At 66.4% G+C, this 25,456-nt stretch carries 25 protein-coding genes and 1 pseudogene; 11 read left to right on the top strand and 15 right to left on the bottom strand.

Translation table 11 applies throughout. The annotated features are described in order from the left end of the window. Positions 1–68 precede the first annotated feature (68 nt). Entirely contained in the window at positions 69–521 is a 453-nt protein-coding gene (gene cynS, locus AC4AMJ_RS12050; RefSeq protein WP_489896474.1) for a cyanase, read from the bottom strand. A 117-nt stretch (positions 522–638) separates the two neighbouring features. On the opposite strand from cynS, the gene AC4AMJ_RS12055 reads away from it, so the two are divergent. Continuing rightward, positions 639–1,106, top strand: a complete 468-nt coding sequence (locus AC4AMJ_RS12055) for a PNPOx family protein (protein WP_489918147.1) — start codon at positions 639–641, stop codon at positions 1,104–1,106. A 15-nt stretch (positions 1,107–1,121) separates the two neighbouring features. Further along, on the top strand, positions 1,122–2,498 hold the full coding sequence (locus AC4AMJ_RS12060; protein WP_489896476.1) for a diacylglycerol/lipid kinase family protein: 1,377 nt from the start codon (positions 1,122–1,124) through the stop codon (positions 2,496–2,498). Between the two features lie 18 nt (positions 2,499–2,516). Here AC4AMJ_RS12060 and AC4AMJ_RS12065 read toward each other — a convergent pair whose 3' ends face one another. Continuing rightward, entirely contained in the window at positions 2,517–4,418 is a 1,902-nt protein-coding gene (locus tag AC4AMJ_RS12065; protein WP_489918148.1) for a multicopper oxidase family protein, read from the bottom strand. A 138-nt stretch (positions 4,419–4,556) separates the two neighbouring features. Between AC4AMJ_RS12065 and AC4AMJ_RS12070 the strand changes: the two genes are divergently transcribed. After that, entirely contained in the window at positions 4,557–4,910 is a 354-nt protein-coding gene (locus tag AC4AMJ_RS12070; RefSeq protein WP_489896478.1) for a Fe-S protein, read from the top strand. A 38-nt stretch (positions 4,911–4,948) separates the two neighbouring features. Here the strand turns inward: AC4AMJ_RS12070 and AC4AMJ_RS12075 are convergent, their stop codons facing one another. After that, on the bottom strand, positions 4,949–5,563 hold the full coding sequence (locus AC4AMJ_RS12075; protein WP_489918149.1) for a TetR/AcrR family transcriptional regulator: 615 nt from the start codon (positions 5,561–5,563) through the stop codon (positions 4,949–4,951). A 57-nt stretch (positions 5,564–5,620) separates the two neighbouring features. Here AC4AMJ_RS12075 and AC4AMJ_RS12080 point away from each other — a divergent pair, with 57 nt between their 5' ends. The 3 genes from AC4AMJ_RS12080 (at position 5,621) to AC4AMJ_RS12090 (ending at position 7,828) form a co-directional block, all read left to right on the top strand. Beyond that, positions 5,621–6,004, top strand: coding sequence for a cytoplasmic protein (locus AC4AMJ_RS12080; RefSeq protein WP_489896480.1), 384 nt, complete (start codon positions 5,621–5,623; stop codon positions 6,002–6,004). A 129-nt stretch (positions 6,005–6,133) separates the two neighbouring features. Further along, positions 6,134–7,024 carry a formate/nitrite transporter family protein gene (locus tag AC4AMJ_RS12085; protein ID WP_489918150.1) on the top strand — a complete coding sequence of 297 codons (891 nt, stop codon included), beginning with the start codon at positions 6,134–6,136 and terminating at the stop codon, positions 7,022–7,024. 21 nt (positions 7,025–7,045) lie between these two features. Then, positions 7,046–7,828: a maleylpyruvate isomerase family mycothiol-dependent enzyme gene (locus AC4AMJ_RS12090; protein ID WP_489918151.1), complete on the top strand. Its 783-nt coding sequence runs from the start codon at positions 7,046–7,048 to the stop codon at positions 7,826–7,828. Positions 7,829–7,843: 15 nt separating this feature from the next. Here AC4AMJ_RS12090 and AC4AMJ_RS12095 read toward each other — a convergent pair whose 3' ends face one another. The 5 genes from AC4AMJ_RS12095 to AC4AMJ_RS12115 form a co-directional block, all read right to left on the bottom strand. Continuing rightward, positions 7,844–8,857: a YihY/virulence factor BrkB family protein gene (locus tag AC4AMJ_RS12095; protein ID WP_489918152.1), complete on the bottom strand. Its 1,014-nt coding sequence runs from the start codon at positions 8,855–8,857 to the stop codon at positions 7,844–7,846. Between the two features lie 77 nt (positions 8,858–8,934). Then, positions 8,935–9,429 carry an HIT family protein gene (locus AC4AMJ_RS12100; protein ID WP_489918153.1) on the bottom strand — a complete coding sequence of 165 codons (495 nt, stop codon included), beginning with the start codon at positions 9,427–9,429 and terminating at the stop codon, positions 8,935–8,937. A 7-nt stretch (positions 9,430–9,436) separates the two neighbouring features. Next, a complete protein-coding gene (locus AC4AMJ_RS12105) occupies positions 9,437–10,183 on the bottom strand; it encodes a class I SAM-dependent methyltransferase (protein WP_489918154.1) in 747 nt (248 codons plus the stop codon). A gap of 311 nt (positions 10,184–10,494) precedes the next feature. Beyond that, positions 10,495–11,379: a M56 family metallopeptidase gene (locus AC4AMJ_RS12110; RefSeq protein ID WP_489896486.1), complete on the bottom strand. Its 885-nt coding sequence runs from the start codon at positions 11,377–11,379 to the stop codon at positions 10,495–10,497. After that, entirely contained in the window at positions 11,376–11,759 is a 384-nt protein-coding gene (locus tag AC4AMJ_RS12115) for a BlaI/MecI/CopY family transcriptional regulator (RefSeq protein WP_489896487.1), read from the bottom strand. Before AC4AMJ_RS12115 ends, AC4AMJ_RS12110 begins: the two co-directional genes overlap by 4 nt. Positions 11,760–12,429: 670 nt before the next feature. On the opposite strand from AC4AMJ_RS12115, the gene AC4AMJ_RS12120 reads away from it, so the two are divergent. The 3 genes from AC4AMJ_RS12120 (at position 12,430) to AC4AMJ_RS12130 (ending at position 18,156) form a co-directional block, all read left to right on the top strand. Beyond that, complete coding sequence (locus AC4AMJ_RS12120; RefSeq protein ID WP_489918155.1) at positions 12,430–13,194, top strand: amino acid hydroxylase; 765 nt, start codon at positions 12,430–12,432, stop codon at positions 13,192–13,194. A gap of 112 nt (positions 13,195–13,306) precedes the next feature. Next, on the top strand, positions 13,307–17,200 hold the full coding sequence (locus AC4AMJ_RS12125; protein WP_489918156.1) for an amino acid adenylation domain-containing protein: 3,894 nt from the start codon (positions 13,307–13,309) through the stop codon (positions 17,198–17,200). A gap of 206 nt (positions 17,201–17,406) precedes the next feature. After that, positions 17,407–18,156 (top strand): O-methyltransferase, encoded by a 750-nt coding sequence (locus AC4AMJ_RS12130; protein ID WP_489900974.1) that lies wholly within the window; start codon positions 17,407–17,409, stop codon positions 18,154–18,156. Between the two features lie 381 nt (positions 18,157–18,537). Here the strand turns inward: AC4AMJ_RS12130 and AC4AMJ_RS12135 are convergent, their stop codons facing one another. Together AC4AMJ_RS12135 and AC4AMJ_RS12140 are read right to left on the bottom strand one after the other, a co-directional pair. After that, positions 18,538–19,512, bottom strand: a complete 975-nt coding sequence (locus tag AC4AMJ_RS12135; protein WP_489918419.1) for a glycoside hydrolase family protein — start codon at positions 19,510–19,512, stop codon at positions 18,538–18,540. Between the two features lie 100 nt (positions 19,513–19,612). Next, positions 19,613–20,242, bottom strand: coding sequence for a class I SAM-dependent methyltransferase (locus AC4AMJ_RS12140; protein WP_489896491.1), 630 nt, complete (start codon positions 20,240–20,242; stop codon positions 19,613–19,615). Between the two features lie 93 nt (positions 20,243–20,335). Here AC4AMJ_RS12140 and AC4AMJ_RS12145 point away from each other — a divergent pair, with 93 nt between their 5' ends. Beyond that, positions 20,336–21,382, top strand: a complete 1,047-nt coding sequence (locus tag AC4AMJ_RS12145; protein ID WP_489918157.1) for an alpha/beta fold hydrolase — start codon at positions 20,336–20,338, stop codon at positions 21,380–21,382. Between the two features lie 53 nt (positions 21,383–21,435). Here the strand turns inward: AC4AMJ_RS12145 and AC4AMJ_RS12150 are convergent, their stop codons facing one another. The 5 genes and pseudogenes from AC4AMJ_RS12150 to AC4AMJ_RS12170 all read right to left on the bottom strand — a co-directional run bounded on the left by AC4AMJ_RS12150 (position 21,436) and on the right by AC4AMJ_RS12170 (position 24,730). Beyond that, entirely contained in the window at positions 21,436–21,873 is a 438-nt protein-coding gene (locus AC4AMJ_RS12150; protein ID WP_489896493.1) for a VOC family protein, read from the bottom strand. 70 nt (positions 21,874–21,943) lie between these two features. Then, positions 21,944–22,420, bottom strand: a pseudogene (locus AC4AMJ_RS12155) (ferredoxin reductase domain-containing protein); the annotation flags it as partial. A 23-nt stretch (positions 22,421–22,443) separates the two neighbouring features. After that, complete coding sequence (locus AC4AMJ_RS12160; RefSeq protein WP_489918158.1) at positions 22,444–22,890, bottom strand: Crp/Fnr family transcriptional regulator; 447 nt, start codon at positions 22,888–22,890, stop codon at positions 22,444–22,446. Continuing rightward, positions 22,887–24,014: a 4Fe-4S dicluster domain-containing protein gene (locus tag AC4AMJ_RS12165; RefSeq protein WP_489918159.1), complete on the bottom strand. Its 1,128-nt coding sequence runs from the start codon at positions 24,012–24,014 to the stop codon at positions 22,887–22,889. Before AC4AMJ_RS12165 ends, AC4AMJ_RS12160 begins: the two co-directional genes overlap by 4 nt. Continuing rightward, positions 24,011–24,730, bottom strand: a complete 720-nt coding sequence (locus AC4AMJ_RS12170) for a CBS domain-containing protein (RefSeq protein ID WP_489918160.1) — start codon at positions 24,728–24,730, stop codon at positions 24,011–24,013. Before AC4AMJ_RS12170 ends, AC4AMJ_RS12165 begins: the two co-directional genes overlap by 4 nt. A 153-nt stretch (positions 24,731–24,883) precedes the next feature. Between AC4AMJ_RS12170 and AC4AMJ_RS12175 the strand changes: the two genes are divergently transcribed. Further along, positions 24,884–25,444: a GNAT family N-acetyltransferase gene (locus tag AC4AMJ_RS12175; RefSeq protein ID WP_489894867.1), complete on the top strand. Its 561-nt coding sequence runs from the start codon at positions 24,884–24,886 to the stop codon at positions 25,442–25,444. Positions 25,445–25,456 lie beyond the last annotated feature (12 nt).

Genomic DNA, 25,456 nt, shown 5'->3' on the forward strand with positions numbered 1-25,456 from the left:
CAACTGACGAAATGTCAGGCGCGCTGCCCGTTCGACACGACATAACGACGCGCGTCGACCTCTCGGATCTACCACCGATAGTCGAGGAATTTCCCGTCGAAGGTGACCACGACCCGGTCGCCGTCGGGATCGGCGCGGCGGGAGAAGTCGACCTTGAAATTGATCGCGCTCATGATCCCGTCGCCGAACTCCTCGTGGATGAGTTCCTTGAGGGCCGGACCGTAGACGGCGAGGGCCTCATGGAACCGGTAGATCGTCGGGTCCGACGACACCGAGTCGTCGGCGATCCGCATGGGCTGTCGCGCCAGGCTCTCGGCGACACCCTCCCCCAGTCCGAGCAGTTCGCATACGATCATGGCCTTGTCGATCGGGACCGGATGCTGACCGAGTAGTGCCGCCACCGTCCAGACCACCGGGGCGTCGATCCGTTCGGCGATCGCAGCCCACGAGAGCCCCTGTCGTGTGCGAGCGGCGATGATCAACTCGGCGGCGTCGGACTTGGGCATGATCGGTGCGGTCATCACAATCTCCTGGATATCTGGACAGCGGACGGACATCTCCACCTTGCGCCCACAGTTCCGCTCGCGCCACGCGAGAGATCAGCCGTACCGCCGTCTGACCTCGGGTAGCCTGACAGCGTGAGCGGCTCCACATCCCAACGGGCGCAGACGATGAAACTGCAGAACGTGGCCAACCATGTCGTTCGCGTCATGCTGGCCACTCCGTTGCTCAACCGCGCAGTCGGTTCCCGTCTGATCACGCTGTATGTCGTCGGCCGGAAGTCCGGTCGCCATTTCTCGGTACCTGTGGCGTACACCGAATACAGGGGGAAACTCCTGCTCGGCACCCCGTTCGCCTGGGGCAAGAACCTCCAGACCGGCACACCTGTGGAGATCAGGTTCCGGGGAGATCGCCGCACCGCGGACGTCGAGGTGTTCACCGACGAGGCGAGCGTCGTCGAGCACTACGCCGTCATCTGTCGTGGCAACGAACAATTCGCGAAGTTCAACACGATCGGGATCGACGCCGACGGGGAGCCGAATGCCGAGGATCTCCGTGCGACCTGGCAGGCGGGTGCGCGTTCATTTCTGCTCGAACCACGCTGAGCCGCTGGAATCACAGTGACGCAGACCTATCCGGCGTCTGACCGTCCTACCGCGACACCGGCACCCGCACGTCGGATCAGCGCGATCATGGCGCTCGGTGCGGTCGCCGTATCCGCTGTCATCATCTTGATGTTCCTGATCCACAGCGGCTTTCACATTCTCCTCGGCCTGGCCGGCCTGGGCATCGCGGCCGCGGGCGCGTGGTGGATGGTGACCGAACGCGCGCTGCGCCGACTCGGGGGTGCAGTTGCCGTTCTGGTCGGCCTCGTCGTCGTCGCGTTGTCTTTCGCGAACTCGTTTGCCGAGCCATCGACGCTGCTCCCCCGGCTCGTGACCACGATCGCGCTGATCGCACTCGCGACGGCTTGCACCCGGTACGCGCTGGTCCCCGATCTGCATGCACTGGAGCGCGAGCGGGCGCCGCGGCCACCATCCTCACCCGTGCTGATCTGCAATCCGAAGTCGGGCGACGGCAAGGTCGAGCGGTTCGGCCTGGTCGCCGCAGCCCGTGACATGGGTGTCGAGGTCATCGTTCTCGGACCCGACGATGATCTCGAACAACTCGCACGCGACGCCGTCGCCCGCGGCGCCGACTGTCTGGGCATGGCCGGTGGCGACGGATCGCAGGCTCTCGTCGCGTCGGTCGCCGTCGAACACGACCTGCCCTTCGTCTGCGTGAGCGCCGGTACCCGCAACCACTTCGCACTCGACCTCGGACTCGACCGCGCCGATCCACGTGACAACCTGCGCGCGTTTCGTGATGCCGCCGAGCGGCGGCTCGACTACGCGACGGTCAACGGCCGACTGTTCGTCAACAATGTCTCTCTCGGTGTGTACGCGACCATGGTGCAGCAGGAGTCCTACCGGGCCGGCAAGGCACAAACTGCCGTCGGCATGCTCCCCGATCTCATCGGCCGGACGTCGAAGCCCTTCGACCTCCAGTTCACTACGCCGACCGGGGAGGAACTCGACGGGGCATTCCTGATCCTGGTCTCGAACAATCCGTATGCGACGAGCGCATCGTTGGAGGCGGTGAGTCGGCCCGAACTCGATTCCGGCCTCCTCGGCGTCGTCGCCGTGTCGGCGACGACCGCCGCGGACGCCGCCCGCCTGATGACACTCTCCGCGGTCGGACTCCGCCGTTCGAGTCCGTCCTGGCACGAGTTCACCACGGACTCCTTCGAGGTTCGATCCCGCGGCGGCCGCGCGTTCGCCGGGATCGACGGCGAGGCCGTCGATCTGATCACACCCCTGCGGTTTCGCTGCCATCCGAGCGGGCTGCGCGTGCTCGTTCCGGCCGACAACGACGCGGTCAACGCAGCACGCCGCGCGCGGGGCGTACATCTGCGCGCACTCGTCGACGTGGCGGCCGGCCGGACACCGAGACTGTGACTGATCGGGCCCAAAATGTCAGTGATGCGATCGGCCCCGCTCCGGCGGCCTCATGTCCGGCCGGCGCCCCGGGTCTGCACCTCGAGGTGACCGGGGCCGTCCAGCCGCGACCACCCGCATCCGCTGCATCATCTCGTTGTCCTCATGATCGGTCAGATGACAGTGCCACACATAGCCTTGCAGGCGTTCACCATCGAGGCCATCGAACTCCGCGTCGGGGTCGAAGCCCAGTTCACCCTCCGTGGGCCATCGCACCAGAATCCGAGTGACCTGATCGGGCGGGCACCGCACCGTGTCCTTCCAGCCCACCTCGTAGGGTGCCGGGGCGAACAGTCGACTCGTCACGTACGGCGTCGGTGTGGGAGTCCAGCGCGTTCCGAAGGCCGGCGGCGGATTGTCGGCCAGGTAGCGCACTCTGTCGAAGTCCCAACGACCCACGACGCGGAATTGAACGAGGTGCAGATGCATCGCGTGGGTCTGCATCGTCACATCGGCATTCACCAGATCCCAGTACTCGACGGCACCCTGTTCGGGGTGTGCGAACTCGGTGGTGTGAAACGGCAGATTGTCGATGTTCATCGCGAGAACACCCAGCCACGTCGGATTGTCCGGATTGACGGTCACGTTGAGCGTGGCCACTCTGATCTTCGGGGTCGCATCGCCTCGGACACGTGGCAGCGCGGGCGGGCACCCGAGTTGCCCACGGAGACGAGTCGGCAGCCTCCGGTGGGCACCGCGACGCGGCCCGACGTCAAACCGCATCACCGGCCGCACCACCGCAGCGCCGATCGCTTGGCCCACCGACGAGATCTGCATCGTGTTGATCATCTGAATCTGCTCGCCGGGACGCCGGTCGCTGAAATCGATCAGGATGTCGTAGCGCTCGGCGGGTGAGATGTCCAGCGCGCGAACCGGTACCGGCGCATCCAGAAGCCCGCCGTCACTCCCGATCACCCAGAACGGTGCGCCGTCGGACAGTGCCAGCCGGTAGTCGCTGAGTTGACTCGCGCTCAGGACCCGGAATCGATAGATGCCACGGTCGACCGACATACGCGGCCAGACCGTGCCGTTGACCACCATCGTGTCGCCGGCCATACCGCCCGTTGCATGCCCTGCTGCCACCATCGGGGTGTTGCCGTAGCGGAGGTGCCCGTCGGGATGGAAAAGCTTGTCGCACAGGGTCAGTGCAACCTCGTACTCCTCGGCGGGCAATCCGAGCGGGTTGTCGCGCGCACCGGTGTCCCAGGGGTCGCGGACATGATAGTGCGCCGACAGCCCGGCATAGATACTGAGCCGTGTCGTGCCCATCGAATGATCGTGGTACCACAGCGGTGCGGCCTCGTCGGGATTCCCGAACCGGTAGGCCACCGACCGTCCGGGCCGGAACGGCGATGTCGGATAACCGTCGTCGGCAGGCCGATTGGGCGCTCCGTGCAGATGGATGACCAGCGGCGGCCGGCGCCTGTCGAGCTCGGAGGCCCCGTGCAGCGTCGGGTCCACGTCGGCGGCCAGCGGGTGATACGCCATCTCGTTGACGAACGTGATCCGCGGTTGCTCGCCGGCCTGCGTCTCGATCGTCGGGCCGTGGTGACTCAGTCCGCCGAAGCCGAGGCTTGGCGATGGATTCAGGTCACGGTGAAACTGGTGCATCGCGGTGGCGACCACGATCCGTTCCGGCGCCGCGATCACCGGGAGCCGCGGCAGATCGTCGACGAAGGGCGCGAGAGCCGGCGAGCGGTAGGTCAGGAAAGGGACGCCGGGAACAGTCGGTTGCTCGTGGTCGCGCGGCGGTGCGTACGGTCTCGGCGCCGCCGCGGCAGCACCCGGGGTGACTGCCCACGCTCCGGCGATTCCGGCCGCCCGCAGGAAGATTCGCCGCGTCATCGGGCCTGAGCCGCCGTCCCGCGGAATGTCGGGCATGTGTTCCCCACCTCCGGTGCCCTCGGCACTGCCTGCGTGCGCCGGACACCGAGAGTCTAGTCTCGTGGCCCTGCGTTCGTAGTCGACATCGGCACGCCCGGATGGGGCGGTGCGACTCTCGGGGATATCCTCGGCGGCGTGGATGTACTACGCAACGTCATAGTTCTCGTGCACATCGCGGCATTCGCTGTGACGTTCGGCGCGTGGGCTGCCCAAGCCGCGGCCCGCCAGTATCGATTCACCCGTCTGATGGACTACGGTCTGCTGCTGTCGCTGATCACCGGCGCCGTGCTGGCCGCACCGTGGCCGGCCGGCATCGAACTCGACTACGTCAAGATCGGCGTGAAGCTGGCGATCCTGGTGGTCCTCGGAGGAGTGCTGGGGATGGGCAGCGCGCGACAACGTCGCACCGGCGAGGCCGTCCCTCGTCCGATGTTCGTCGCCGCCGGTGTGTTGTCGCTGTCCGCGGCGGGGGTGGCGGTGATCTGGTAGGCCCACCCGGATCGGCCGCCACATCGCTCCGCTGTGGATCAGCGTCCATCGAGTGCCGCTCGCAGCACGGCGGTCGCGTTGGCCCTCAGTACATCCTTCGCTTCGGCTGGCTCGAGCCCGGCGACATCGACCAGCCACACCCACGGTTCGATCCCGACAGTCGCGCGTAGGCGGACGGCCACTCGGCGGATCCGGTCCTCGGTCCACTCGCCCACCTGCGGTCGGAGGGCTTCTTCGAACCAACCGATCGCCCGTCCCGCGCGCAACGGGGCCCCCGCGGCGTCCGGCTGCAGTGACGACCAGAGGGCGGAGCGCAACTGCGCCGACCACCTCTCGATGAGTTCGATCTGGAACTCCACAACCCTCGCCACCCTGTCCTCAACCCGGTCGGGTACGTCGTCGGTGAACAGCTGCGGCTCGTCGATCTGTGGATACGCGGCTCGGATCAACGCCGCACGATCGGGAAAGTACCGGTACGCCGTGGTCCGGGACACTCCGGCCGACTCGGCGACCTCCTCGATCGACGGTGATCCGTCCTGCGCCATGAGCTCATGCAGCGCCGCCACGAGCGCGTCACGCGTCCGCTGCTTCTGACGTACACGACCCCGCGTTTCGTAGTGGCCCGAGGGCTGTTCGGGTCTGGCCGAAGTCATGCCTTCACGGTACACTGATCCCATCGTGGTACTTCAGTCCCATATAAGGAGCCCGCCATGACCGACACGCGCAGCGCGGATGGGATGACCACACGTCGTCTCACCGACCCTCTCGCGACCGACCCGGACCTGTATCACCTCGTCTTCGAGAACGACCGTGTCCGGGTGCTGGAATACCGAGACCAACCGGGCGATGCAACCCACATGCACACCCATCCCGACAGCGTGATGATCCCGTTGGCGAACTTTCGTCGTCGCCTCACCACAGACGGACGGGAGGCACACGTAGAACTCCAGCCGTTCACCGCTCGATGGCTCGATGCACAGAGCCATCGAGGTGAGAATGTGGGCTCGACGCCGAGTCATGCGATCTTCGTGGAACTGAAAGATCCACACGGGGCGCGGGACGTCTCCGACGATGCCCTGGGTCCGAGCGCGTAGGGCGCCTGCGCCTCACACACTCGTTCACGCGTGAGAGAAGGTCGTAACAGCGGGTTCCGCAAATGACACAAATACGACATGTCGTCTCGGTTGACTGGCCCGCGTTCACTGTCTACCTGAGGAGCTCTCATGTCGTATGTGAAGCCGGCCGAGTTCGTGACCGCAATGGTCGATGCGGGCGAGGCCAAGGCGTTCATGTCCACGCGCGACACCCTGATCCGCGCCTACATGGCGGGCGCCATACTCGCTCTGGCCGCAGCGTTCGCGGTGACCATCACGGTTCGGACCGGTGAGCCCTTGCTGGGCGCGGTGTTGTTCCCGGTAGGTTTCTGCCTGCTGTACCTCATGGGCTTCGACCTGTTGACCGGTGTCTTCACCCTGGTTCCCCTCGCGCTCATCGACCGACGGCGAGGCGTGACGGTCAAGAGCATGTTGCGCAACTTCGGCCTGGTGTTCGTCGGCAACTTCTTGGGTGCGTTCACCGTTGCGGTGATGATGGCGATCATCGTCACCTACGGCTTCAGCGTGGATCCCGACGCCGTGGGACAACAGCTGGGCCAGATCGGCGAAGCCCGAACCCTCGGTTATGCCGAGCACGGCGCCGCGGGAATGCTCACGCTCTTCGTGCGCGGTGTGCTCTGCAACTGGATGGTCTCCACCGGAGTCGTCGCCGCGATGATGTCGACGTCGGTGCCGGGCAAGGTGATCGCGATGTGGATGCCGATCATGTTGTTCTTCTACATGGGATTCGAACATTCGATCGTCAACATGTTCCTCTTCCCATCCGGGTTGATGCTGGGAGGCGAGTTCTCCATCGGCGACTACCTCATGTGGAACGAGATCCCCACGGTTGTGGGCAATCTGGTCGGCGGTATCACCTTCGTCGGGTTGACCCTCTACATCACCCACGGGCGCACCGGTGCGTCACGAAAGGTTCCCGAAGGCACCACTGAACTCGATGTACACAGCGTCGACGAGGACAAGGCCGGTGCGAACGGCCGGGCGGTCGTCTCCGACTGACAGTTCTGGCACGATGGTCGCATGGACCGGCTCGCCGTCATCGCGCGCGAATCGCAGCGATTGGCCGATGTGTTGTCCGCGATCGATCCGCAGACTCGTTGCCCGACCTGCCCGGACTGGAATGCCTCGGCTCTCCTGTGGCATCTGACCAATGTCCACTTCTTCTGGGCCGGCATTCTCGAGCGCGGCATTCTCGACGCGGCCGAGCTCGGCGCCGTCGAGCAGGCCAAACCCCGGCGCCCGGACACGATGGAGGACATGCTGGCGCTGCGTGAGCAGGCGACGTCGGCGCTCATCGACCAATTGGCGAATCGAGCCGACTCCGAGCCGTGCTGGTCGTGGTTTCCGCCCGACCAGACCGTGGGGTTCACGCGCCGCATGCAGACCTACGAGGCCACGATGCACCGTGTCGATGCAGAGCTGGCCGCCGCCGCGCGGCCGGGCCCGATCGGCACGGATGTGGCGGCCGGCGCCGTGGATCATGCCGTCGACGTCATGTGGGGCTGGATGCCCGCCGGCGCGCGCTACCAGCCCGACAGCGTGGTGGAGTTCGTCGCCACCGACACCGAACAGACCTGGTTGGTCGAGGTCGGTTCGTGGTCCGCTCCGGCGCACGACTCGGGCGAACTACTCGAGGGCCGCCGAGCCGTCCGTGCGACCGGAGGCAACCCGACCGCGACTGCAGGTGCACCGGTCGAGGACCTGGCCCTGTGGTCATGGACCCGGGGCGGATCGGTCGCGGTGAGTGGTGATCCGGCGGCCCGAGCCGCGCTGGACGCCCTTGTGACGCAAGGGATGCCGTAGCCGAGCAGAACACTTCTAGCGAAGCTCGTCGGGCGTCTCGTCATCCGCACCACGTCCGGCTGCCCGGCGCACGCGCCGAAATGATGACCGCCCGATCTCGACTGCGGTACGACGGCGTGGCGGTGGCCAGCCATTGGCGGGATGGGCCTTTTCGATCTCGGCATTCAACTCGGCCCCAAACAGCAGGGCGATCGCGACAAGCCACACCCAGACCAGGATCGCGAGCGGCGCCGCGACGGGGGCATACACGGCGTCCCCACCGAAGGCGGTGTCGGTGTAGTGGCGCAGGACCGCACTGAACCCCAGGCCGCCCGCGGTGGCCAACAGCGCACCGGGAAGGTCGCGGTGGAAAGGTGTCCGGCGCGGCGTCGCCCAATGGAACAGCGCCGCCACGGTCAGGGTGAGCCCCACAACGGCCACCGGCCAATAGGCAAGCCTCCAGACCTCCCCCAGCGGCAACGCCTCGAGACCCCAACGGCGTTCGACGATGTACCCGAGCTGCGGACCAGCGACGACCAGCGGCACCAGCAGCACACCGATGACGAGCCCGACCACCGAGAACAACAGACCGAGAACCCGAGCCGTCCACGTGGGGCGGTCTTCCTCCAGGTCATAGGCGATGGTGATGGCCAGGACCACGACGCGCAGGATACGGCTGGCCGAGAAGACCGCGACGACGAAGGAGATCGAGAACAGCGACGGTGAACCCTCGATGAGCAGACGATCCAGCATCGCGGCAATCACGTCGTCGACGGTCTGTTGCCGAAATATCTGGGCGGCAATCTCTTCGATCCGTTCGACCAACTGCACGCGGGCGCCTGATCCCAGCACCGGGTCCAACAGACCCGCGAGTGAGACGACGGTGAGCATCACCGCAGGCAGGCTCAGCAGCACCCAGAACGCGATCTCGCTGGCGAGGCCGGTGATGCGGTCGTCGCCGGAATCCTTGACCGTTGCGACCGCGAGGTCGATCGCCACCCGGAGACGTCGAGGCAGGCGGGACCTCAGCCGCTCTGCCACCACACGCATCGCTGAAACGGTAGCAAGCTGACACGAGGATGATCGGCGCCATGCCGATCATCTCCGACGCCGTCGCCGTGCGTGGTCTACACGTCGAAGCGGAAATCGGGTGATCGCCGCAACCGGTCGACCTCTGCAGCCAACGCAGCACGCAGATCATCGTGCTGCGGCCCGAGTGCGACATCCGGGCTCTGCCGCTGCTCCGACGGGTAGAGCCAGACCGGCATCCCGACCCGATCGGCGGGCTCCCAGTCATAGCGAGGCCAGACATGGGCGTGCAGGAACGCATGAGTGTTGCCGAGTATCTCCACATTGACCCGTCGATAACCGTGGTCCCTCGATGCGCACACGGCCTCTACGGAAGCGGCGAGCAGATCGACGTCGGCCAGGAATCGCAGCCGGTCGGCGCGTCCGAGATCCGTCAGGCGGTCGGCCCCGATCACCTTGCTGAGTGCGAGCGAATACCCGGGCAACAACTGCGTATCCCCGATCACTGCGAAGGTGACGTCGAGTTCGGCGAGAACCGTCGGGTTGCGGCCCTGCACAGCCGAACCGACCCGATCTACCCGCCAGTCGTCCACGTCGTGGTCACACCGTCCCGCGGGCGGCCCAGGCACATGCGGTCACCGCGAACGGTCCGTCCCCCAGACGTTCGCGAGCCACCGATTCGAGCCGGTCACGTCCCTCTTCGTCGAGTTGTCGCACGTATTCGCCGGCCGGGCCGACACCGAACGTGTACGGCTGCCACCACTGCCCGAAAGTCGGGTGGGCGACCGTGACCGAGATCGAAGTCTCTGTCACATCATGCAGGCCGGCGGCATCGAATATCTCGGTCAGGTGCCCCTTCTGCGCACCGGAGAGCAGCGCCTCATCTTCAGCGTCGGGGTCGATGGCATGCACCGCGTCCCAGAACGGCGCCAACGCACCGGTCGGTCCGTCCCATACGCATGCCGCGACGATCCCCCCGCGACGCGTCACCCGCGCCATCTGGGTGATTCCGGCGACGGGATCGGTCATGAAGTGGACCACGAGTTGAGCCAGGGCTGCGTCGAAAGTGTCGGTGGTGTAGGGCAATTGCTCCGCCGTTCCGAGACGTACCTCGACGTCCGGGAAGCTCGCGCGGGCCGCCTCCACGAACGGTGGCGAGGGGTCGATCGCCGCCACCTCGAGACCCGTCGCCCGCAGATGACCGGCCAGTGCGCCCGTTCCGCAACCGACGTCGAGCACCTTGTCGGCGCCGGCCACCCCGGCGAATTCCGCGAAGACCTCCGCGAGCGGCTCTGCGTACCGCCCCATGAAACGTGCGTAGTCCCTGGCCGGGACGGCAAAGCTCACGCCGCCATTCTACGTCGCGGCCCGCCTCGGAACTCCAGGCTGCAGAAAAATTGGCGTCCTGAGAAACGGCGCCAGCCGAGCATCACACCGGTCCCTGAGGAACGAGGCGCCCGCCGAGCATCACACCGGTCCCTGAGGAACGAGGCGCCAGCCGAGCATCACACCGGTCCCTGAGGAACGAGGCGCCAGCCGAGTGTCACGAAGGGCGGCCCCTGCCGAACACTCAATTCGCTTGAAGAGGCCATGATCTGGTCTGATCCAGCGTCATGTGTCGCGGATTCGAGTTCCGATGCGACACGCTCGCAGGCGAATCAACGGAAGACCGCAGTCGCGGGCTCTCCGGGCTCGGGTGTCACACAGTCCTCGACCACGTCACCGAGGGCCACGGTCAGGGCGACGGTGACAAGTGCGACCATCGCGAGAGCGGCCAACGCACGCTTGGGTGTCGGTGAGGGCGATGGCTCGGTGAGTGCCCGAACCCGCTGTACGACGCTTCCGCCGCTGCTGTGCAGCGCGCCTGCGTTCGATGATCGACGGTGTGCCGACTGTGCGAGCGAGGCACGGGCCAACGCACGGACAAGCGGACCGGGGCCGGCCATCGCCGCGACCTCGTCGGCGTGGCGCTCGGCCGCGTGACGGACCGTGCGTGTGATCGGTATGGCGATCGGGTTGATCCGTGCTGCGCACTCGCACAACTGAATCCATGCGTAATGCCGGTGACGCAGATGTGCGCGTTCGTGGCGGATCAGCGCCGACAGCTCGTCCGCGTGCAATGCCCGGCACATCCCGGCCGTGATCACGACGACGCCGTTACGGGTAGGGGCAGCGAAGGCGTCCGGTTCCGGATCGTCGATGACGAGCAGGTCGCTGCCATGCGGCACAGCATGTTCGAACAACGCATTGGCGCGACGGCCGGCCCGGACACGTTGCGCGTGTCGGGCCAACACCGCGAGGCGCCAGGCGACGACACCCACCAGGGTGGCACCCAGGATCCGAGCCGGCACCGAGTTCGATGCGAGCGCGACAGCGGCCAGTGCGGTCACCGATGTGGCAGTGGCGATTGCCAGCGCGGCGATCGTCCCGGGAACGGCGACGGTGAAAGCGTGGGGCGTCAGCGCACGCTCGAGCCACGGCGCCAGCGCGACACAGATGACCAACAGCACCCAGGGCGCGGCCACCGTGAGGGCAAAACTCATCCGCGGTCCTCACTCTGGTCCGTGTCGGCGGTGAGCAAGCGTGCCAAGATCGCCTCGTCGTCAGAATCGAGTGTCGCAACGAAGTTGGCCAGCACATCGGCGCGGTTGGCCCGCTCGTCCAGTGCGCTGCGCATCCGGAGGGCAGCACGCAATGCCGGCAACGACTCCACCGGTGCATTGAGCCGGTAGTTGAAGGCACGACCTCGACGTTCCCGGCTCACCAATCCCTTTTCGGTCAATCGCACCAATGCGGTCATAACGGTGGTGTGGGCCAACGGTTTCGACAGCCCTGCAGACACTTGCGCAACCGACATCCAGTCGCTGCCACCGAGGACGCGGATCACCTCGTTCTCGAGTTCACCGGATCGCCGTCGCTTCATTCGTCGATCCCCCGATTGTGCCGTGGAGCCACCTGGCGAAACGACCGGCGGCGTGTCCAGCACTCTACCGGGATTCCGGAACTGCTACCGTTCTTGTAGTAGGTTAGCGGACACCGACCCTGCAACGCGTAGGATCAAGGTCGGTGCTGTCCGTCGCACGGACACGGCATCAGCAGTTGCTGACAAGAACGCGAATATGTGTTGGTGTTGGCGGGTCGGGCCAGCTACTCCACCGACTGGGAGCACGACGATCCAGCGCAGGGTCGAACCGGTGGGCGACGTTTCTGACCAGGGAGCTGCCGTTGGCGATCGATGCGAAACCTTGCACAAGTGGATGTGATGGGGCTGTTGGACCATTCATGAGGACCCAGACCGTTGCCCCTCCCGCCGTTCGCGCACCGGGCCCGCCTCGCACGAGGGCGTCCGACCGCGATGGTGCGCGGACGAGCGATCCGGCGACAATGCTCCACCCGAGACCATCGGGCCGACAGATCCGGACGCGTCTTCGGACCGGTCTCGATCTGAGCGCGCCGGCCCGTGTACGACCTACGCTGATGATGCACGAGATCGGCAGGACCACGGCAATCAGAGGATAACTCAGAGTCAGACGTATCGATTCGAGCGGTGATGACCTGCGCCGCACACGCAGCGCGAGGAAGGACACATTGCGATGACGGTTGATCCCGATGTCCGCACCCAGCGTGAGCGCGTTTCCGTCGCGTATCGCCCGGGGCAGCCCTTGCCCGAATTCGTCTACAGCAGCGATGAGGATGCGATGTGGGCGCGTGTCTTCTCGACGCTGCGCGATATGCATGAGCAGTTCGGCTGCGCGCATTATCGGGCCGCCGCGGGCCGGGTGCGGCTGCCCGCGAGCCGCGTACCGCAACTCGGCGAGGTCTCACGCACGCTGCGGTCGTTGACCGGCTTCGAACTCGCGCCGGCCATCGGAAGCCTTCCGGGTCGGCTTTTTTACGGACCCCTGGCACAGGGCATCCTCCACGCGACCCCGGATATGCGCCCCGTTGCCGAACAAGCGTTTTCGCCCGAACCAGACGTCATCCACGAACTGGTCGGACACGCTGTGATGCTGGGCGATCCGGAGTTCGCAGAGCTGTATCGCTGGTTCGGACGAGCAACCAACGAGGCCGACTCCGCGGAGTTGCGCACGGCGATCGCACGGATGTTCTGGTTCACCATGGAGGTCGGCCTGGTCGTCGAGAATGGTCACCCGCGAGCGTACGGTGCCGCGATCCTGTCGTCGGTCGCCGAGATGGAGTCTTTCGCTCATGCAGAGCTGCGGGATTTCCGGGTCGAGGATGTCCTGTCCAGCGACATCGATGACGGCATCTGCCAGCCCATCCTCTACGTCGCCGACTCGGCCGAGTACATGATGGACGAGGTAAGGCGTTTTCTCACGACCAACGTCCGCCTGTGACATCGCGAACGGTCGTGGCCGGCCTGGTCGGCATTCGCGACACCGTCGCTGTCGAGAACCGTAAGGAATTGTGTTGGTAGATCTCTCGAGCACCATGCGTCGACACCACGCCGTGGCACCGACCACGGACATGTTCGATTTGTCGGCAGCACAGTCGGAATTGTGGCTGGCCCAACAACTTCACCCGACGGTGCCGTTCTCGATCTCTCAATACATCGAACTCCGGGGACCCATCGACTCCGGATTACTCGAGCATTGCACCCGCCAGGCCGGTCGCGAACTGCAGTCGCCCCACGTGCGATTCGCGACGTCCGGGGGCCAACCGCGCCAGTACCTGGACCAGGACGTGGACACCGGATACGACCGCATCGACCTGCGCGATCACCCCGATCCCGAGCACGCCGCGCGCGCGTGGATGAACCACGACCAGCAGCGCGGCACCGACCTACTGGGTGACGACGTCAACAAGGCCGTGATGTTCGCCCTCGGGCCCGATCGATACCTGTGCTACGGACGCAGCCATCACATCGCGGTCGACGGCTACGGGGCGGGTCAGTTGCTGGCGCGGACCGCCGAATTGTATTCGGCCGCAAACAACAACATGCCCACACCACCGTGCCGGGCGATGGCATTGACCGACATCGTGGAGGCCGATCGCCGATACCGGTCCTCGCCGCGATTCGCGAAGGACCGCGAGTATTGGGGAAAGAATCTCGCCGGCCTGAATCACGTGACTCGACTGAGCGATCGGTACGCTGCGCCGTCGGCGTACCCGCATGTCGCCCATACGACCATCGATGCGGGCGCGATGGCGCAGGTCGATGCCACAGCCGCCCGGGCGGGCACCGGCATCGCCGAGGTCCTGGTCGCCACTGTGACCGCTTTCCTCGCGCAGATGACCGGGGACACCGACATCACGGTGTCGCTGCCGGTTGCCGCTCGCACCACATCCGAGCTGCGGCGATCTGCCGGTATGGTCTCCAACGTGGTGCCGTTGCGGGTGCGCGACGTCGCCGGGAGCACCCTCGACCAGCTGGTGCGGCAGATCCGCCTGAATGTGATCGGCGCCTTGCGCCATCAGCTGTACCGACACGAGGACCTGCTCCGCGACCTCGGTGTGGGTCTGGCGGGGCGCAACGGCTACGGCCCGCTGATCAACGTCCTGACGTTTCCCGACCACATCGAGTTCGGCGCGGCGCACGGTCGGGCGCACCTGATCTCGGCCGGGCCCGTCGATGATGTGACGATCAACTGCTATCGATTCGGCTCCGGGCCCCTCAACATCGACTTCTTCGCCAACCCGGCTCTGTACAGCGCGGACGAACTCGAACGATATCTGGCGCAGTTCATGACCTGCCTGTCCCGCATCCTGCCGGCGTCCGGCGAACAGAAGCTGTTCGATGTCATCGCGGGCGCACGAACCATCGCGACACACCGCCACGAGCGCCGACAGCGGCTGCTCCCCGAGTTGCTGGCGGCCGGTGTCGGCACCGGTGACGGGATAGCGATGCGCGGGCGAGAGGGGCCGGTGACCTATCGCGAACTCGATGAGCGCAGCGCCCAGTGGGCGCGCGAGCTGATCGCACACGGAGCGGGCCCGGAAGTCGTGGTCGCGGTGGCGTTGCCGAGGTCATTGCAGGCGATCACGGCGTTGTGGGCGGTTGCCCGGGCCGGTGCGGTGTTCTTCCCGGTGGACCCGAGTGGACCACCGGAGCGGGTGTCGAAACTGCTCGCCGATTCGCGGGCGACTCTGGGACTCACCACCAGCAGCCGGCTCGCATCGCTGGGCACGCCCGGTCTGGATTGGCTTGTCGTGGATGGTGACGAGTTCACCTCTGCCGCCGCGTCACGCCCGGTCACCGCGGTGACCGACGCGGACCGGACACGACCACTGCGTGCCGCCCACCCGGCCTACCTGATCTACACCTCCGGGTCCACCGGAGAGCCCAAGGGTGTGCTGAGCACTCACGAAGGCCTGGCGACGCTGAGCGACGATCTGGTGGCCCGTTACCGGATCAGCACGGAATCAGTTGTGGCCCAATCACATTCTCCCTTTTGCGACGCGTCGATGCTCGAGTACTTCTCCGCCTTCGCGGCAGGGGCGGAACTGGTGGTCCCGGCACCGGACATCGTTGCCGGGGAACGCCTCTCGCGGGTCCTCGAAGACCATGCGGTCACGCACCTGCTGGTGACACCAACCATTCTCACCACTCTGGAATCGGATCGCCTGCCGTCGCTGCAGGTCGTGGCAGTCGGCGGTGACAAGTGCCCGCCCGCGGTGGCCGCGCACTGGGCTCGCAAGGCCGACATGTTCAATTCGTACGGGCCGACCGAGGCGACCGTAGTGGTCACCCAGACCGATGCGCTCGATCCGGATTCGGAGATCGTCACGATCGGCGGAGCGCTGCCGGGTGTGCAGTTGTGCGTACTCGATGCCCGGCTACGGCCGGCGCCGCGTGGTGCGCGCGGTGAACTCTATCTCGCCGGCGATGCCCTGGCGCGAGGGTATCTGGGCCGACCCGCCATGACCGCGCAATGTTTTGTGGCGAATCCGTACGGGCCCGAGGGCAGCAGGATGTACCGCACCGGCGATGTCGTGCGTGAGCGGCCGGACGGCACCCTGGAGTACCTCGGACGCAGCGATGTCCAGATCTCGTTGCGGGGCCAGCGCATCGAACCATCAGAGGTCGAGCGGGCGCTCGCTGCCGACGAAGCGGTCGATCAGGCCGTGGTGCGGATGTGGACGTCGGAAAAGCTCGGTGATCGATTGATCGGCTACATCGTCGCGGTGGACGAGGAGACCATCGACCGCACAGCGGTGCTGACACGGCTACGGAAGGTCCTGCCGCCCGCCATGATTCCGGCGATGGTGGTGGTGTTGCCCGAGATACCCATCAACCCGAGCAGCGGCAAGGCCGACCGGTCCGCGTTGCCGGACCCGCAGACACTGGCGCGCCCTGTTTTCCGGGCTCCGACCTCCGCCGTCGAACACACGGTGGCGAATGCGATCGCCGAGGTCACCGGGCAGTCGCAGATCGGTTTGGACGACAACTTCTTCGAACTCGGCGGCAACTCCCTGCTTGGCGTCGAGTTGTGTCAGCGGCTGTCGGAGCAGACCGGCACGACCGTCGCGATGTCATTGCTGTTCACCCCGACCGTGGAAACCCTGTCCTCCGCCATCGAGGCGGCGGCGATCGGCGCAGACCACGATGTTGTCGTGGGCAATTCGGCCCTGGATACGATTCTTCCGTTACGCGCCAACGGTTCTGGCACACCGCTGATCTGTCTGCCCTCGGCCGTGCCGTTGTCCTGGTGTTATACGGGGTTGGTGTCCTTTGTCGGCGACCGGCCGATCTACGGCCTGCAGTCGCCGACGATCGGACCGGGGGCGCATCGATGCCGCACCGTCGAGGAGCTGGCCGACATCTACCGACGTGAACTGACGCGGGTGCAACCGTACGGGCCATATCACCTGCTGGGCTGGTCTCTGGGCGGGCAACTCGCCCACGCGCTGGCCATCGCGCTGCGCGCCGACGGGCTCGACGTCGATCTGGTGATCATGCTCGACACCGTGGCATTCGGAGACGGGACACCGCCGCCGCAACCGCCGACCGTGCGCGATCTGATCACCCACCTGGAGGGCAACGAGTCGGAGACTCCCGATACGCGGCCACTGTCACTCGACGGAGCGGTAGACCTCCTCGCCCACACCACCGGACCAGGTCGAGGACTGACCCGCGCGCAGCTCGAAGGCCTGCACCAGGGATACGTCGACTGCGTCGGGATGTCCGCAACCTATCGGCCGGCCCGACATGACGGGGACCTGATGTACTTCTCGGCAACCAGGGGCGTCACCGGCGCCCTCACCAGCGAGATGTGGCGGCCGTACGTCACCGGACAGATCATCGAGCACACGGTCGACGTGACACACGCCCAGATGACCAATCCCGAGGCGCTCGCCGTCATCGGACCGCTCCTCGACGCCGAACTGAACCGGCGCCGATGATGGCCCACGGTGAGGATTCGGCCGCCGGCTCGAACACAGAAGGATTCATGACCAGGTACTCCGCGACGATCGTCGCGATCATGGTGTCGCTCGCCTCGTCGATCCTGTTGACCGTCCGTCGGCCCAGCCTGTTCAGGCGGCGACTGGCTCGGTTGGCGCTGGCCGGCATCACCGCGTTGGGCCTGGCGGTCGCTGCCAACGAATCGATGGGCAAACCGGTCCTGTTCCTGCGGTGGTCGTTTGTGCGGTTCATCTTCTCGCTACGCCACATGGGCGCATTCTGGCAGGTCGGCGACGGTCGCGAAGCCGCGCTGGCCGACTATGTCTGCGAGCACGCACGCCAGGGTGACATCGACGACGCCATCCGGGCGATCGACGAATATTGCTACAGCAAGCAGTATCTGATCAATGTCGGCGACGAAAAGGGGAAGCTGCTCGACGACGCGGTGTCCGTTGCACATCCGCATCGACTGCTGGAACTCGGCACCTACTGCGGATACAGCGCGCTGCGCATCGCACGGGCGATGCCCGCCGATGCCGTTCTGTACTCGATCGAGTTCAATGCGGCGAATGCAGAGGTCGCGCGACGAATCTGGGATCACGCGGGTATCGGCGAGCGCATCGTCGTCGTCGTCGGAACGCTGAGCGACGACGGAAAGACCATCACCGCGCTATGCGACGACCACGGATTCACGCCCGGAACACTCGATTTCGTGTTCATCGACCACGAGAAGAGCGAGTATCTGCCCGACCTGCACCGAATCCTGGCACAGAGTTGGCTGCACCCCGGGTCGGTCGTCGTCGCCGACAACGTGAAATATCCTGGCGCCCCGGAGTATCGGGACTTCATGCGCCGGCAGGAAGGCGTGAACTGGCACACCCGGGAACACGAGACGCACGCCGAGTATCAGAAACTCATCAAGGACCTCGTCTTCGAGTCGACCTACCTCGGCTGACCGGGCGGCGCGCTGGACAGCGCCGGTTTTTGAGCCACGAGCCCGCCAAATCACCCTGGGTTAGGCGAGATGGCGGGCCCGCCAAAGATCCCCTGAGTGAGGTGAGATGACCCGAGCCCCGCCAACACCCCTGAGGTGAGGCGAGGTGACCATCATCCCCGCCCCTGAGGTGAGGTGACGCGAGCTCACCATCATCCCCGCCCCCTGAGGTGAGGTGACGCGAGCTCACCATCATCCCCGCCCCCTGAGGTGAGGTGACGCGAGCTCATCATCATCCCCGCCCCCTGAGGAGCCTCCGAGCTTGCGAGGATGCGTCACGAAGGGCCCGTCGTGACGGCCCTCCGCCAGGCTCCGGACCTCCTCAGGGATCGTGAGCTGAGGTCACGCCGGCTCACGCATCACGCCGACGTGTCGCACCTTTCCGGACAGGCCGGGAAGCTCTTTCACCGATGACCAGGTGCGCAACCCGTCCCGGCTGTCGGAGTACACATACTTTCCTCTGGTGTAGGCGTCGAGGTACATCCGCCACGTTCCGTTCGGCAACTGGATCACCGCCGGGCCCTCCACGTGGGAGCCCCAATTCCCCGGCGGGACAAATCGATATGGTCCGGCCGGCGACAGTGCGACAGCGTGCTCGATGAGCTTCTTCGTCTCGTTCTTGGTGAACGCGTGATAGGTCGCGCCGACCTTGACCACCGTCGTGTCGATGTGGTCCGCACCGATGCCCGCGAGCGGAACGGGCGGGCTCCAGAGCCGGAGATCGGGCGTGAGTGCCGTCATCAGATACGGCACAAAGCCACCGCCGGTCGACATCGACAAGATGACGTTGACTCGCCCGCCGTCCACAAACCATTCGGGTGCCCAGGCTTTGGTGGTGAAAGGTGAGAGCGACGGGCCGTCGCTGGATCCGGCCGAGCCGGAGGAGCCCGGCCCGCTCGACGAGCCGAGGCCCTTACCGTCCCCGGTGCCCGGCAGAAAGGCGCAGCAGAACGGGACCGGCCAGTTCTCGATGAACGTCCAGGTGACGCGGTCACGGCTGCGTGCGAAGCCGATGTTCGCGCCGTCGACCGTCGTATAGGTGAGGTAGTACCAGCCGTCCGTGTTCCGGAAGATGCTGGCGTCGCGCACGCGCCCCGATGGCGGCCGATAGGCCGACTTTCGGACGAGCTGGAACGTGGTGCCGTCCGGCGACTGGTAGACGTCCATGTCGCGGTCGCTGGCGCTGCTGAACGCCACCATCGTGTACCGCCAGCCGGACGACGGCGCCGCACCACTGCTGCCTGGTACCGAGACCATCAGACCCGCGACGGCCACCACTACTGATACGACGGAGACGGTGGTCCGCTTGATACGCATCACCGGTGCAGTATCACTGACAGCCGGTCATCACGCGCAACTTTGGCCACAGTTCGTGTCGTCGATTCCGAGCGAGCCCGAATGGACGCGTTCACATCGATCAGGTCCTTCGGGCACTACCCACGACGAGCGGGACGATCGTGGGCATGAGGGTCGGCATACGGAGGTGGCGGATCTCATCGACATGGAGTGCACTCGCCCGCAGTTCGCCCTCGAAGTCCCGGTTTGCGTGGCAGCCATCCGCGAGCCGCCGCTGCACAGGGGTCAGGATGTCCTGCACCACTGCGCGCACACCGGTGCCGCGGACGTGCTCGTGAAAGAGGAACACGCCGCCCACCCGCAGCACGCGATGCACCTCGGCGAGCACGCGCGCCGGATCGGCCACCGAGCAGAACAGCAGCGATGCGGTCACGGTGTCGAACGAGGCGTCGGGATAGTCCAGCGAGTGCGCGTCGCCGTCACGGATGGTCACCGGCACTGCGGGCAGGTCGCGCTCTGCCAACCGTGCCCGCATCGCCGGATTCGGTTCGATGAGCACGAGTTCCTCGAGCTCGGCCTCGGGATAGTGCGAGACGGAGAACCCGTTCCCGACGCCGATCTCGAGCGTCCTGCCGTGTGCACGGGAGAGGTTGTCCGCCCGGATGGCGGCCTGACCCGACCTCTCCACACGACTCATGAACAGGGGATACCATTTGGCGAAGAAGCGTTGATCGAGACTGTTTGTTGTCATGTCCGTCAGCATCGCCTCATCACAGCGCGTGAACATGGCCGGTCAGTGCCATCCGTGAATGGCCCGAATCGGCCATGTGACGGGAGAACGCCGATGCTCCGAGCCGAGGATCAACTCATCCGCCACCTCACGACCACGGCCGGCGACATCGCGTACTCCGAGATCGGGAACGGACCGCCGCTGCTCGTCGGCGGATGGTGGTGCAGCCACCTCGCTCTCAATTGGGCGGACCCGCTGTTCCGCGGGTACATGAGTCGCCTGGCCGAGCATTTCACCGTGATCCGATACGACCAGCCCGGTCGCGGCGCGTCGGGTCCCGGGGACGGACAGCCACTCGACCTCGACGGCGAGGTCGAGGTGATGACCGAACTCGTCGACGCACTGCAGTTCGACCGCTTCGGCCTCCTCGGCGGCTCGTCGGGCGGCGCGGCCGCTGCCGGCCTCGCGGCCCGCATGCCCCGACGTGTGCACCATCTCGTCCTGTACGGGGCGTATGCCCGAGGCGCCGACATCGCCCCCGAGAGTGCCCGCCGCGCAATGGTGGAGGCCGTCGCAGCACACTGGGGCCTCGGGTCGCGACTGTTGGCCGACGTCTTCCTCCCGGGGGCGAGCAGCACCGAACGGGAACGGTTCGCACGATTTCAGCGTCAGTCTGCCACCGCCGATCAGGCGGCAGCGTCGCTCGCGGCCAGCTATGCCCTCGATGCGACGGAACACCTGGCCGCTGTGACGGTTCCGACAGTGGTGATCCACCGCCGCAGCGACCGCGCGGTCCCGTTGGCGCTCGGTGTCGACGTCGCGCGACGGGTGCGCCGAGCGGTCCTGGTCGAACTACCCGGCGACGACCATTTCCCGTGGCGTGGCGATGCCGAGGCCGTCGCCGATGCGACTGTGTCCGGGCTCGGCCATCCGGTGCCACGCCGGCCCGGCGACATCGGCCGCGGGGAGGTCACCGACCGCGAACGCGAGGTCCTCGAGCTGGTCGCACAGGGGTTGACCGATGTGGAGATCGCGCGACGACTCACGTTGAGTCCACACACCGTGCACCGGCATGTGGCCAACGCTCGATCCAAGCTGGGCGTCCGGTCTCGGGCGGCGGCCGCCGCCGCGATACGTGATCGGCCCGCCGCACCGAACTGACGCTCGGTGGCGATCGTCTCCGAACCCGACCGGACGATGGCACGGATCAGACGTCAGTCCTTCGTCAGCTCTTCTGCGAGCATCACGATGATCCCGCTGGGACCACGCACATAGGTGAGTTTGTAGATGTCCTGGTAGTTGGCCACGCCGCGGAGCGGATGGCAGCCATGTTTCGCGGCGACGTCCAGAGCCTGGTCGATGTCGTCGACGGAGAAGGCGACGCGGTGCATGCCGATCTCGTTCGGAAGCGTCGGGGTCGTCTCGATCGCGTCAGGATGGATGTACTCGAAGAGCTCGAGACGACCAATGCCGTCGGGGGTCTGCAGCATCGCGATCTTGGCGTGGTTGCCGTCGAGTCCCACGGCGGTGTCGGTCCATTCGCCGCTGACCGTGTCACGTCCGACGACTGTGAGACCCAAGTCGGTGAAAAAGGCGATTGTCGCTTCGAGGTCCTCTACAGCGATGCCGACGTTCTCGAGTTTGATGGCCATACGGTAGACGCTAGTGGTGTGTCACGCAGATAGGTGGCCCGTATCCGGTGGAGCGGACGCCGAAACGAGTTGCCTGATTCCGGGACGCACCGCTCCGGTACAGGATCTGTTCGGGGGTGCGGGCTCCGACGACGAGCATGATCCGTCGGTAGCGGTCTCGCTGCCCGACCGCCGCCATGACCGCGGCGCGCACCGCCGCGAGCCCGACCCCGCCGGCGACGATGAGCAGGTCGCGCCCAACGCAGTCCGACAGGTTCCAGTCGGTGCCGAAGGGTCCGCGCATCCCGATGACCGTGCCGGGTCCCGCATCACGGAGCGCACTGCTGACCGCCCCGACGCCGCGGATCGTGTGCATCGCGGTACCTCCGGGCGCACTCGGATCACCGCTACAGGACACCGCGACCTCACCGACCCCGAACGCGTACAGCATCATGAACTGCCCTGGTTCGAACGGCGGCAGCGCCCGGGCGACCGGTTCCAGCGTGAGGGTGGCGGTGTCAGCCGTCTCGACCGTGCGCTCGTCCACCCGATACGGCGTGGGCACCATCGTGCCCGTCGCCGGTCCGCCGCTCATGTCGGCTCTCCGTACAGGTCGAGCAGGCGCGCACGCGCCGACTGCAGGCGTTCCAGCAGCGTCTCCACGAGGAGATCGGTCATCGCGGCGCCGAACTCGGAGTCGGCTCGGATCAGTGCCCGAAGGTCGTCCACGTCGATCAGCGTCGCCTCGGTCCGCTCCATGGCGCGGGCTCCGTAGTGGAACGAGGGGTGTCGGGTCAGCCCGGAGACACCGAGTAGGTCCCCGGCGCCGAGCGTCTCGACGACGAGCTCACCACGCCCCGGGTGGCCGGCCACCAGTGCGACGCGACCGCTGTGCAGAATCCAGAGCATTTGCGCGGCTTGTCCTTCCGCGAACATCAGCGTGCCGGATTCGATCGTCACGGGGCGGCCGAGGCCGAGTAGCCGGGCGAGATCCGGGGGCGGCAGCGGGGCCGGCGCGGCGTGGGCGGCGCCGTTCATGGCGGCGACCGGCGGTCCGGTTGCGCCCGGCCGACCGCGTCGGTGAGTCGAGCGGCTTCCTCGGTGATGTCGATCCCGACCGGACACCAGTCGATGCAGCGCCCGCACCCGACGCACCCGGAGCTGCCGAACTGATCGTGCCAGGTGCCCAGCTTGTGCGAAATCCATTGCCGATAGCGGCTTTCACCTGAGCCTCGGACGTTGCCGCCGTGCACGTGGGAGAAGTCGGGCTCGAAGCAGGATGACCAGTGCTGCCATCGCTCCGCATGGTCACCGGTCAGGTCGGTGTGGTCCTCGACCGTGGTGCAGAAGCAGGTTGGGCAGACCATGGTGCAGTTGCCGCAGGTGAGGCACCGGTCTGCGACTTCGCCCCAGACGTCCGAGTCGCGTGCCTCGCGCAGCAGGTCGCGCAGGTCGACGTCGGGCATCCGCCGGCCCATCCGCCGCGCCGCCTCGCGTACCGCTTCTCGGGCGTCGTCGACCTCGGCGGCCGCCGCGCCACGATGCTCGACCTCGACCAGGACGTCCGAGCCGTCGTCGCTGCCGACGTCGACCAGGAATCGATGCCCCTGGTCGTCGATCCGTTCGGTGAGCGCCAGGTCGTAGCCGCGGTCAGCTCCGGGACCGGTACCCATGGAGGAGCAGAAACAGACCTCGCCGGGTTCGGTGCAGTTGGCGGCGACCACGAACAGTTGCCGAAATCTGCGTGCGGCGGAGCCGTCCGGATGGCCACCGCGGCACAGAACCTCGCGCAGGACCCGGATCGCCGCGAGATCGCAGGCGCGTACCCCGACGAACGCGTACCGCGGGTCGGGGCCCGTGGGCTCGTGCCACCCGCCGTCCCTGTCGATCGCGGCCAATTGCCGGTGCGGAGGATGAAGATACTTCTTCCACGACTGTGGCCCCGCCGAATGCGCGAAGACGGCGCCGTCATCACGGCGCCGCAATCGGTAGGAGCCCGGCGCGGTCGACACTCCCCACCCGTCGGGCAGCGCCGCGCCGGTGTCCAGTCGGCCGAGCGCGATCGCGTCGTCGGTCACGGTCGGGCCGATGACCTCGTAGCCGCGTGACCACAGCACCTCGATCAGCGTGTCGAGGCCGCTACGGTCGACGACCGCGCTCATCGGTCGGTGTGGTGCGGAAGGTGCAGGATGCCGGTGACCTCAAGCGGTGGCGGCGGCACATGCCGGTCGTCGAGCCGTGCATCGAGATCGAGGACGACATCGACGACACCGTCGACCGCCCGGGTGAGGTGATCGATGATCGCGATCATGCTCTGCCGCTCGACAGTCCCGCGAAAGCTGACCACGCCGTCGGTCACCTCCACGTCGATGGACGCGGGGTCCATCCACATCGCCTGCTCGAGCACGGTCGAGCGGATGTCGTCGGCCAGAGCGGAATCCGAGCGGAGATAGACGCTCAGGACGTCCTTGCGCGAGACGATTCCGATCGGACGGCTCTCATCGTCCACGACGGGTAGACGTTTGATGCTGTTCCGGGCCAGCAGAACCGCAGCCTGCCGCACCGTGGCATCGGCGGTCACGGTGATGACGCCTGATGTCATCACGTCGCCGACCGTGCGCGAGTTCGATCGCTCTCGACTACCGCGGCCGAGGCGGGTCGCAGCGAACCCGCGCCATCCGTGCCGGACGGTTCCGGCCTGCTCGGTGATCAGGTCCCCTTCGGAGATCATTCCGACGACGCGCCCGGCGACGTCGATCACCGGAGCGCCTCCGACGCGTCGCTCGGCCAGCAACGACACGACCGTTTTGAAACTCGCGTCGATCGGGACACACAGAACATCCGTGGTCATCACATCGGCGACGGTTCGGTGGCTCACAGATCCATCCGACCGCGCGTCGTCGGCGGCCACAAGGGCCCGAGATCCTCAGCCCACAGGACGTTTGGCCCGAAGCACATGGCGTGGCGCCGGTCCCTGGGCGGCGGTGTGGTCACGCGACAGCGACCGAATTCGGCGGCGTAGTCTGCGCATATGCCGGTGTCCACCCTGGTCGAGATCCTTTCGGATGTGCGTCACGCGCACGACGTGGCGACGATCGCCGCCGCCACGTTCCCGCTGGCCTGCCCACCCCATTCGACACCCGACGACATCGCCGCACACATCCGGGACCATCTGCAGCCCGCCGACTTCGCGCACCACATAAGCAGCGCGGACAGCGACGTGCTGGTGGCACGCGACGGGGTCGACGGACAGATCGTCGGGTACACCCTGATACTTCACACGGCACCGACACATCCCGACGTCGTCGCCGTCGTGACGGCGCGGCCGGTCACCGAGATATCGAAGATGTATGTGGCGCAAGCACATCACGCGCAGGGACGGACATCCGGCCCCTCACATGAGCTGATGCGCGCCGCCCTGCACCTGGCCCGTGACCGGGGAAGCGTGGCGGCGTGGCTCGGCGTCAACCAGGAAAACGAACGTGCGCAACGCTTCTACGCGAAGATGGGTTTCACGCGGGTGGGCGTGAAGACATTCGACCTGAACGGTTCGATCGAACACGACTACATCCTGGCGCAACCGCTGATCTGACGACGGCGCGCC

Source organism: Gordonia sp. LMA484, assembly GCF_058129505.1.

Bases quoted from the DNA above. Each gene is read 5' to 3' on its own strand.
- AC4AMJ_RS12160 (WP_489918158.1), bottom strand. From the start codon at position 22,890: ATGAACGGCGCCGCCCACGCCGCGCCGGCCCCGCTGCCGCCCCCGGAT.
- AC4AMJ_RS12075 (WP_489918149.1), bottom strand. From the start codon at position 5,563: ATGACTTCGGCCAGACCCGAACAGCCCTCGGGCCACTACGAAACGCGG.
- AC4AMJ_RS12165 (WP_489918159.1), bottom strand. From the start codon at position 24,014: ATGAGCGCGGTCGTCGACCGTAGCGGCCTCGACACGCTGATCGAGGTG.
- AC4AMJ_RS12135 (WP_489918419.1), bottom strand. From the start codon at position 19,512: ATGCGTATCAAGCGGACCACCGTCTCCGTCGTATCAGTAGTGGTGGCC.
- AC4AMJ_RS12120 (WP_489918155.1), top strand. From the start codon at position 12,430: ATGACGGTTGATCCCGATGTCCGCACCCAGCGTGAGCGCGTTTCCGTC.
- AC4AMJ_RS12110 (WP_489896486.1), bottom strand. From the start codon at position 11,379: ATGAGTTTTGCCCTCACGGTGGCCGCGCCCTGGGTGCTGTTGGTCATC.
- AC4AMJ_RS12130 (WP_489900974.1), top strand. From the start codon at position 17,407: ATGGGCAAACCGGTCCTGTTCCTGCGGTGGTCGTTTGTGCGGTTCATC.
- AC4AMJ_RS12065 (WP_489918148.1), bottom strand. From the start codon at position 4,418: ATGCCCGACATTCCGCGGGACGGCGGCTCAGGCCCGATGACGCGGCGA.
- AC4AMJ_RS12140 (WP_489896491.1), bottom strand. From the start codon at position 20,242: ATGACAACAAACAGTCTCGATCAACGCTTCTTCGCCAAATGGTATCCC.
- AC4AMJ_RS12115 (WP_489896487.1), bottom strand. From the start codon at position 11,759: ATGAAGCGACGGCGATCCGGTGAACTCGAGAACGAGGTGATCCGCGTC.
- AC4AMJ_RS12095 (WP_489918152.1), bottom strand. From the start codon at position 8,857: ATGCGTGTGGTGGCAGAGCGGCTGAGGTCCCGCCTGCCTCGACGTCTC.
- AC4AMJ_RS12145 (WP_489918157.1), top strand. From the start codon at position 20,336: ATGCTCCGAGCCGAGGATCAACTCATCCGCCACCTCACGACCACGGCC.
- cynS (WP_489896474.1), bottom strand. From the start codon at position 521: ATGACCGCACCGATCATGCCCAAGTCCGACGCCGCCGAGTTGATCATC.
- AC4AMJ_RS12090 (WP_489918151.1), top strand. From the start codon at position 7,046: ATGGACCGGCTCGCCGTCATCGCGCGCGAATCGCAGCGATTGGCCGAT.
- AC4AMJ_RS12080 (WP_489896480.1), top strand. From the start codon at position 5,621: ATGACCGACACGCGCAGCGCGGATGGGATGACCACACGTCGTCTCACC.
- AC4AMJ_RS12085 (WP_489918150.1), top strand. From the start codon at position 6,134: ATGTCGTATGTGAAGCCGGCCGAGTTCGTGACCGCAATGGTCGATGCG.
- AC4AMJ_RS12175 (WP_489894867.1), top strand. From the start codon at position 24,884: ATGCCGGTGTCCACCCTGGTCGAGATCCTTTCGGATGTGCGTCACGCG.
- AC4AMJ_RS12150 (WP_489896493.1), bottom strand. From the start codon at position 21,873: ATGGCCATCAAACTCGAGAACGTCGGCATCGCTGTAGAGGACCTCGAA.